This window comes from Microcoleus sp. T2B6 (genome assembly GCF_036700475.1).
Lineage (GTDB): Bacteria > Cyanobacteriota > Cyanobacteriia > Cyanobacteriales > Microcoleaceae > Microcoleus.
On sequence record NZ_JAUBOZ010000171.1, the window covers coordinates 1 to 9,852 of the forward strand.

Below are 9,852 nucleotides of genomic sequence, written 5' to 3' on the forward strand. Positions count from 1 at the left end.
ATTATACTGATGCTCGGCAAAAAAGTCATGGTGGGGTTCCCCAGTATTTATACTCATCGCAAAAGTGACACGCTCCCAATGACAGTAGTTGTAGTATTGCACGGTTTGGGAATGGCCAGCACTTATCCAGAAAGGGCGATCGTCCTCGATGTCGGCCAGATAGTCTATGATGGCAAATGCCACAACCTCTCCGACAAATTTAGCAAATTAACACCTCCCAAAGTAGAAGTGTGAACTCCTCTCTTTTGTTATCTTCCTTCGTGTCCTAGCGCTAACGCACCTCGAAGCGGTTCGTTGAAAAAAAAGCCCTTTCACTAATTAAAAAAAATCGCTGTACCTCAATCTAAAAATAAACGCAGATGACCGAAAAAAACTTGGGTACTTTCTCTAAAAACTATGGCTGGATCAAAAATCTGGGTATTGCAGTAGGTTTAATTGTACTTTACGGTTGGGCGCTGCGCGGACTAGAAATTGATGCAACAACCCTGGCCGGCAGTTGGCCTTACATGACTGATTTTATCTCGCGCTTGTGGCCACCGAATCTCGAAATTATGGATGTAGCAATTAAGGCTTTAATCGAGACAATCCAAATGTCGCTTTGGGGAACGACAATCGGGGCAATTATTTCCGTGCCAGTTGCTATTTGCAGCGCCCACAACATAGCACCAAGGTGGCTGCAATGGCTGGCCAATTTGGTACAAAATGCGGTGCGTTCTGTTCCTTCAATTGTGCTGGGGTTGCTGTTTGTATCGGCGACTGGTTTGGGCGCGCCGGCGGGTACTTTAGCCCTGGCAATTTATACTATCGGCTATCTTGCTAAATTTTATCAGGAGGCGATCGAATCAGTAGAAGCGCGATCGGTCGAATCTTTAAAAGTCGTAGGTGCATCTTGGCTGCAAGTTGCCCAATACGGCATTTTCCCGCAAGTATTGCCGCTAGCATTGGGTTATACGCTGTGGATGTTTGAGTATAACATCCGCGCGGCTTCGGTGTTGGGAGTCGTCGGCGCTGGCGGAATAGGCTTTGAATTGGTGAATTATATCAGATATTTTGAATACAACAAAGCAACAACAATGATGTTAGTGCTGTTAGTTGTAGTCACGGTGATAGATGTTATTAGCAGCAAATGGCGGCAGCGGCTAGAAACAAAATAAGGACAGGTTGAGAAACAAAATAATGGCACGGGAATGCCGTGTCCTTACCCAAAAAAGATCGCCCAATCGGATTTAACCACGGCCCGATTAATTGTAGGGAAACGGCACTGCCGTGTCCTTATTTCGCGTAACGGGTAAAATAAACCGGATTGGAGGGTGAAATTGCCCTCGCGAGTGCGATCGACTCCAACCATCGACAACCGCAAAAGAGGAAACGGCATTGCCGTTCCCCTACCCAAAAAATAGCAACTAAAGTGTTTAACCCCACATTCCGCACCCCAACTGGCACATACGCAAATTGAGGGGATAATAGTGAGTAAAAACACCCAAAAATCTCTGTAATGATCGCATCACTCAGTTAGGAATTCCTAAAAATTGACGTGAGGGCATGAATTAAATCTTCTTAACCCATAAAACATCAAAAATCCGACCATTAACAACTATTAAATTCCAGCATATATCGCCCGCATTATGACAATAATACATCACTGCTGAATCAAAAATTATTTAAATCTAAGTCAGTTTTACCAATCAATAATCGAGTTCATTTCACAACAAAAAATAATAAGACCGACAGGTGACTGGAAACAAATTTAAGATAGCTAACCGTTCGGATGTCAAATTAGAAACTTGCTGAATTCCTTGAATACACACGGCATGAATCGATTGAAAACTTTGGAATATCCAGCGCAAAGTAGGTCGATTGGTTCCTTTGCCCAACTGATTTTTTACGGTTTTATTAGTGAGTTGCAAGTTTTGCCGGAGTAACCTTTGACCTAAAGTATAAATCAACAAACACAAACCCATTACCAAAGTTAAAGCCTCGATTCTTTCCGGCGACTTGAGAAATACGCTATCCGTAAAAAATAGGGGATCTTTCAAAAACCCAAACCCTCTCTCTGCCGACTGCTGTTCCTTATATTTTACAATCATTTCATCAGGATTTAATTGTGAGGCATCCAGCACATTAGTAGCTAAGATAAATCTGCCACTAGCTTTGGTTGCTTTGGCTACCGCACGCTTCATCTAATTCTAGTTGTGCTTGAACTTTAAATATTAACTTGGAGCTAGAAATGTCAGAACTGGTCGAATTAGCCGCGGATTTTGCTGTCGCTTGTCTGCTACTAACTTGGGTTGAATTATAATATTTTAGTTTGGCAGATAAACGACTTGCTGCTGACAAGGCATCGGTGTCACAAGCAAATTCAATATTTGATAATTCTCGCAACTTTTTCTGACCTTCAACTTCAGCTTTCTTGAGGTTTTTTTCTAACTTGCGTCGGTCAGAATCACGCCGCAAACTGCTCTCTACTACTAACCATCTTTGTGCAATTCCACCATAATTACTTTTGTGTTCTGACCAACGATATCCTGTCACTGAACTTTCATGAAATTCTGATTCATTTAGTTGACATACCAATTGCTGCGCTTGTTTGAGGCTCAGTGGTACGCGAGTTAACCATCTTAAATTGATTAACATTTCTAAGTTGGGAGCCGTATATAATGCACTATCGGCTACCATTAAACTGTCGAAATTTAACTGTTTTTTAAAGTCTTGACAAATTGAGGCGAATATGGAATTATCTGATTCGTTGCCTGAAGCTACTCGCAAAAATAGTGGTACATCTCCATCTCCACTACAAATTAGGTCTAAAATAAACTGTTTTAAGTCGGGGCGATGGTCACTCTTTGTAGCCGTAGGTAATCTTAATTGGTACTGGGGATGTTTGATGTTCTATCGATGAATTATCCAACTGATTGCTATCCATTTCTGTGCTAGAAAAAGATACTGCTGGCAATTCTTGTTCATATTTGCCATGTAGATGAAATGAACTTGAGTCTAAGTGAGATGTGTCGGTTTTTATCTCGAATTTTTGAGCCGCTGACAGGGCAATTGTTGTGAATATTTCGGTAATTACGGCCATTTATAATTTATCTAATACTCTGCCTAAACGGTCATCATTCAGATGTGATGCTTGAATTCCTGACCCAAGTAAATGTTCTATTGCTTTCCCTTCAAAAAATTTAGAAAATAAATATAGTGGGGCGGAAACCATCCCTAATCCATTGATAATCATGGCTTTAACTACCAAGCCGGGGCTGACTATTTCACCTGGTTGTTCGCCTACTAATTCATTGATTTTTTCGACAATTCCTATTTCATCAACTAGACCGGCTATCAGGCCCAGATGATCTAGGTTTTCTACTTTCATCTGGGATGCTTTTTGCATGGGCGGCTTGATCCTGATTTGAGCGTTGATCGCGCTCGCCAGTTTACACTATTTTTGGTAATGATTGGCTATGGTTGCGATCGCAATTAACGCATTTTCCTCATGAATCATCTTACCGCTGGGCAATCAACTTGGTTTTGGGCCGATGCCTACGGCCAGCAACGCTTACGCATTTTTCACACAATCAGATTTAACTCATGCCCGAACCTGAATTTGCAAGAATGGACAACTGGGTGATGCTTAACGACCCAAGTCTTTGGGTATTTCTACTCACTATTCTCTCGACTTGCTCACTGTGACGTGCTCAATCCGTGTATGTGCCAGTTGGGGTGCGGAATGTGGGTAGGAACACGGCTTGCCGTGCCCCTAACCGTACCGATATCCCGATTAGGATTCTTGCCGTTTAGAACAAGAACAATTCAGAACTACCGGAAATTCCTAAATCGACATTATTGACAGTTGCAAACAAACTGTTACCGCCAACCGTAGAACCGTTGCTATCGTAATACAGTTTAGTAGACAAACCGTCGTAGAGAGCAATGAACGACGGCTGGGTTAAATTTGCTTCAAACACAGTTACATCAGACACTGTGCTGCTGTAAGCGTACAAACTCTGAGTCACAAATGCAGCTCCGGTTCCGATTTGAAAGCCAGTGTTGGAGATGCTAATTTGATCGTCAGCAATGCTGTAATCGGTAATTACATCCCCGCCGCCAGCAGTAGTTCCGAGGAACGTAAACTGATCCGCACCAGCACCACCGTTGAGAACATTGGTTCCCCCACCACCGATTAAAGTGTCATTCCCCTCGTCACCGTTGAGAGTATCGCTACCCGCGTTGCCAAAGAGACTGTCGTTACCAGCGCCACCGGAGATGCTGTCGTTACCTGCACCGCCGTTGAAACGATCAACACCCAATCCGCCGCTGAAGATGTCAGCAAACTCAGTACCCGTGACGTTGTTATCAGCCGCATCTCCGATAAACAAGACAGGAGTGGTGAAGTTGTAACCGCCAGCACCAGAACCGAAGTTGTTAAAGGCGACGGGGAAAGTGTTTCCAGCAGCAGTTAAATCGGCAACGCTACCTGAGTTGGTAGTAGTACCAGTAGGAGAAGAGGCGATCGTACCTGTAAATACAAAGTCCGCCGTTCCCAGATTGCTAGCAGCAGTACCCAGATTCGCAATGAAGGTAGAACCACCGGCTGCGGTACCGTTCGCGTCAAAATACAACTCAATATACAACTCAGTCCGGTTCGACGCATTATTCGTAAAGGCGAAGAAACCAGCAGTTGTAGAATTGCCCAGGGCTTTAGCTTGTGCAGCTTCCAAAGTGGCATAACTGCCGCCTGTGAAAATCACTAACTCTTTGCCAGTAATGTCCGGATTTGAACCGCTAACACCGTCAAAGTTAGTCGTAGTCAAATTACCGAAAGCGCTCGCGGTAAACTCGAATTTGTCAGTTCCCGACTTAAAGTCAGTAATCGCATCACCGTCGTTTTCGCCTGGTGCTTTGTAAACAAACAGATCCGCACCAGCACCGCCAGTGATCAGATCTACACCAGAACCGCCGCTGAAGATGTCAGCAAACTCAGTACCAGTGACCCAGTTAGCCTTCGCATCTCCGGTAAACAAGACAGGAGTAGTGAAGTTGTAACCGCCAGCACCTGAACCGAAATTGTTAAAGTCGCTTGGGTAAGTGTTCCCAGCCGCAGTTAAATCGACAATGCTGCCTGAGTTGGTAGTAGTACCAGTCACAGTAGTGCCATTGGCAGAAGAGGCGATCGTACCTGTAAATACAAAGTCCGCCGTTCCCAGATTGCTAGCAGCCGTACCCAAATTAATAATCCAGGTAGAACTAGAACCACCGGCTGTCGTACCGTCCGAGTCAAAATACAACTCTGTTTCGTTCGACGCATTCGTAAATGCGTAGAAAGCAGCAGTTGTAGAATTCCCCAGAACCTTAGCTTCTGCAGTAAATTCCTGAATGGTGGCATAAGTTCTGCCTGTGAAAATCACTAACTCTTTGCCAGTAATGTCCGGAGTTGAACCACTGGAGGCGTCAAAGTTAGTCGTCGTCAAATTGCCGAAAGCGCTCGCGGTAAACTCTAATTTGTCAGTTCCAGGGGTAAAGTCAGTAATCCTATCGCGGCTTTCGCCTTCTGCTTTGTAAACAAACAGATCCGCACCAGCACCGCCAGTGATCACATCTGCACCAGAACCGCCGCTGAAGATGTCAGCAAATTCAGTACCAGTGACACTGTTAGCCTTCGCATCTCCGGTAAACAAGACAGGAGTAGTGAAGTTGTAACCGCCAGCACCTGAACCGAAATTGTTAAAGTCGCTTGGGTAAGTGTTCCCAGCAGCAGTTAAATCCACAACGCTACCTGAGTTGGTAGTAGTACCAGTGGGAGAAGTACCAGTATCAGAAGAAGCGATCGTACCTGTAAATACAAAGTCCGCCGTTCCCAGATTGCTAGCAGCAGTACCCAGATTCGCAATCAAGGTAGAACCACCGGCTACAGTACCGTTCGAGTCAAAATACAACACCGTCTGGTTCCAGGCATTCGTAAAGGCGAAGAAACCAGCAGTTGTAGAATTGCCCAGGGCTTTAGCTTGTGCAGCTTCCAAAGAGGCATAACTGCCGCCTGTGAAAATCACTAACTCTTTGCCAGTAATGTCAGGATTTGAACCGCTTACAGCGTCAAAGTTAGTCGTCGTCAAATTACCGAAAGCGCTCGCGGTAAACTGGAATTTGTCACTTCCAGAGGTAAAGTCAGTAATCGCATCAGGGCCTTCGCCTGCTGCTTTGTAAACAAACAGATCCGCACCACTGCCACCGCTTATGACATCCAAACCGAGGCTGCCAGTGATGGTATCGTTGCCGTCGCCGCCCTTGAGGCTATCGTTATAATTGCTGCCGACAATCTTGTCATCGCCTGCTAAACCATCGTAATTAACAGGGGCCGGAGAAGTGGTGAAATCCGCATTGTCCGCACCAGCAGTACCGACAAGAATATTAAGTGGTGGGCCCGTGAAGACCGTGAAGACAATGTTAGTGACATCCAGGCGAATGCTCGCCGAGAAACTGGTGACAATTTCAAAGCGCGCCCCAACAGCAAATACCAGCACAGAACGGCCGGTCTCGGCATCTATGAACTGACAGAAAGTAGGCGCGTCTAGGTTGCCACCCAAAGCTATAAACCGGGCTTGCAAAGACGCGATGCTGGTAACAGTGATATCCGCGGTGAAGTCGAGCAAATTAGCGCTGCCGATCGACCCAACAGTAGAAGTAGCAGTAATCTCCAGTCGGGTCAAGCTAGAAACGCTGAGATTACCAAAATCTGCTGTAGAAAGCTCTAAAAGATCCTCAGCGACATTGAAGTCAGTAATTAAGTCAGCTTCTGCAACTGTTTGAATCTGTTGGCGGGAAGTGCGGTAAATATAGCGATCGTTTCCACCACCACCAATTAGAGTATTGGTTCCTTCGCCGCCTTCGATCGTGTCATTGCCCTCATTTCCGGTTAATACGTCATTCCCAGGACCGCCTACTACTGTGTCATCGCCGCCGCCAGCTTCGATATTGTCATCATCATCGCCGCCGTCGATATCGTCATCGCCATCGCCGGCTTTAACGTTGTCCTTGCCTTTGCCTGCTTTTATTTTGTTTTTGCCTTTGCCGACTTCGATCTCCTCATCGTCATCGCCACCGTCGATATCGTTATCGCCATCGCCTGCTTTAATTGTGTCCTTGCCTTTGCCGCCGATGATTTTGTCGTTGCCTTTGCCGAGTATAATAACATCGGCACCATCGCTGCCTTCGATGTCGTTATCCAGCGTCGCAGAACCGACAATAACTTGAGGTGCTGTAGTGCCAGCAAAAATAAAGACATTTTGCTCGACATTCAAGCTAAAACGCTGGTTGATGAGAGTTCTTCTGCCGTTGCTAACTTCAAAACCAATACTAAGCGCACCGACAAAACCTACTGCCGCTTTGAATTTTACCAAGCCTGCGTTAATGTCTGTTTGAGAGAAGGTAGAACCGACTTGTGCTGGGACTCCATTCAACAATAGTTGGCCGGTTGTAGGATCGGGCAGCTCGGTTAGCGTGTAGACTATGCCGCCAGGACCTTGCTCGTCATCGACAAAACTCAACAACTCAGAAGTAAGAGTTTGCTCGTCGCCGCTGGAACCAGCAGTCAAGGGCTGATTAGCTTCCACTCGCGCAGGGTTAAAAATCGGAGTTTGAGGTTGATTTGGAGTTGGAGTTTGAGGTTGAGTTGGAGTTGGAGTTTGAGGATTAACTCCCAAAAAGTCGCCAGCAGTGATAAGCGTTGCGTTGACATTCAACAATAGCGCCAGCGCGAAGTTATTGACCCGAATTTCGGTATTGACACCGATTTGTATAAAGGTCAAGCTGCTAAAGTTCAAGTCGCCAAACAGCAGAAACTTGTCGCTGCCGTCTTCGTAGTCAGTGATGACTGCACTTGCCCCAGAGGTACTGTTACTTATGACAAAAACGTCCTCTCCAGCACCGCCTATACAGGTATGGTTGCCAGTACCCCCCATCAGCGTATCGTTGCCGTCGCCACCCATCAGCGTATCTTCGCCATCGCCGCCGCCGACAACGCTGTCGTCGCCGTCGCCGCCGTCTGCCATGTCATTGCCGTCGCCAGTAACGAGGGTATCGTTGCCAGCACCGCCCATCAGCGTATCGTCGCCGTCGCCGCCCATCACGCTGTCGTCACCCTCGTCGCCTTCGCAGGTGTCGTTGCCGTCGCCGCCCATCACGCTGTCGTCGCCCTCGTCCCCTGCACAGGTGTCGCTGCCGCCACCGCCCATCACGGTATCGTCGCCGATGCCGCCGCTAACGCTGTCGTCGCCCTCGTCGCCTGCACAGGTGTCGCTGCCGCCACCGCCGAGCACGGTATCGTTGCCGGTGCCGCCGCTAACGCTGTCGTCACCGTCGTCGCCTTCACACTCGTCGTTGCCGTCGCCGCCCATCACGGTATCGTTACCGGTGCCGCCGCTAACGTTGTCGTTGCCGTCGTCGCCGCTGCAAAGGTCGCCGTCGGCACCGCCGCTAACGGTATCGTTATCTTTGCCGCCGTTAAGGGTATCGTTGCCGTTGCCGCCGTTAAGGGTATCGTTGCCTTTGTCGCCCCGCACGTTATCGTTGCCTTCGCCGCCTTCGCAATCGTCGTTGTCTTTGCCGCCGTAGATGGTATCGTTGCCGGCGCCGCCGTCAACCTTATCATCTCCTTCGTTGCCGTGGGCCCAGTCATCGCCGTCATCGCCTTCGCAGGTGTCGTTGCCGGTACCGCCCATCACGGTATCGTCGTCTTTACCGCCGTTAAGCTTGTCGTTGCCTTGGCCACCGTTAACCTTGTCCTTGCCCCGATCGCCCTTTATTTCATCGTCGCCATCGCCGCCCTCGCAATCGTCGTCATCTTTACCACCGTAGATTTTATTGTTTTTCTCACGGTTTCCTTTGATTTTGTCCTTGCCTTTCTTGCCGTATATCTCATCCTCATCGCCGGTGAGGAAAATTACGTCACCGCCATCATTACCGGAGGGAGTTCCGCGGTGATCGACAATTACGTCATCGCCATCATTACCGAAGAGAGTTCCGCGGCGATCGATGCCGCTGTCATCATCGTCATCTTTGTCGCCCGCACCTTCTTCTAGTACGCCCATAAATTCCGCAGTTTGGCTGTTATCAGCAGCACCTGTTTCGGGTGCACCGTTAGACTGATTCGGAAGTTTGGTCTTAACGCCATCGGGGTTTTCGGCGATCGCCTGCTTAATAAACTCCGCGAACTCCGCATCGGTAATTGTAGGGCTGTTCTTGTCTAAATCCCCGACAGGATTTTGTGTTTCATCAGGCTTGGCCAAAGGTGTTCCCGATACATTTTTTGACACGATTTGTTGATCCATTGTAGATATTTTCCCAAAACGATTGAGCTTCTTAGAATCAATTTATCACTGTAGTTTAGACTAACCAAAGATGAGAACGGTGGCAAAAGAAGAACTAGAGCCACCGCGCCAGGAGAGAATGAGGGTGAAAAATAAAACCTATCCACTCCTTAAATGAACAGTGAACGATTAAAGGACTTTCCTGGGAGCAGCATACGATTTATTAGTGAAAGCGAAAGATGCAACATTCGAGCTCATGGATGAGCGTGATGACCACTCCGAATGCGTCATGTTTAGCGGAATTTTCGCTCAATCCATTATTCAATCGTCAAACGCCTCGGCGTCTACGAAGCGTTACAAGACTGTAGACCAGACCGAAAAAAACTGATGCTGCTGTATCTGGAGCAATTACAGAAAGAAGCACCCCCAACGGAACACATATTAGTGGCAATCGACCACACTGCATGGGGGAGACCAGAGGGAGCGTGTCACTTTTGCGATGAGTATAAATACTGGGGAACCCCACCATGACTTTTTTGCCGAGCATCAGTATAAT

Annotated in this window: 2 protein-coding genes and 2 pseudogenes; 2 read left to right on the plus strand and 2 right to left on the minus strand. The window is 47.4% G+C overall.

Translation table 11 applies throughout. The annotated features are described in order from the left end of the window. Window positions 1-234, plus strand: a pseudogene (locus QUA00_RS35180) (hypothetical protein); the annotation flags it as partial. 125 nt (window positions 235-359) lie between these two features. Beyond that, on the plus strand, window positions 360-1,154 hold the full coding sequence (phnE, locus tag QUA00_RS35185; protein WP_333413150.1) for a phosphonate ABC transporter, permease protein PhnE: 795 nt from the start codon (window positions 360-362) through the stop codon (window positions 1,152-1,154). Window positions 1,155-1,703: 549 nt separating this feature from the next. On the opposite strand, the pseudogene QUA00_RS35190 reads toward phnE, so the two are convergent. Next, window positions 1,704-3,385 (minus strand): annotated as a pseudogene (locus QUA00_RS35190) (IS1634 family transposase). A gap of 403 nt (window positions 3,386-3,788) precedes the next feature. Then, complete coding sequence (locus QUA00_RS35195) at window positions 3,789-9,317, minus strand: cadherin-like domain-containing protein (RefSeq protein ID WP_333413152.1); 5,529 nt, start codon at window positions 9,315-9,317, stop codon at window positions 3,789-3,791. Window positions 9,318-9,852: the final 535 nt, after the last annotated feature.

Excerpts from the sequence above, each read along its gene's own strand:
- phnE (WP_333413150.1), top strand. The coding sequence starts at position 360 with ATGACCGAAAAAAACTTGGGTACTTTCTCTAAAAACTATGGCTGGATC.
- QUA00_RS35195 (WP_333413152.1), bottom strand. The coding sequence starts at position 9,317 with ATGGATCAACAAATCGTGTCAAAAAATGTATCGGGAACACCTTTGGCC.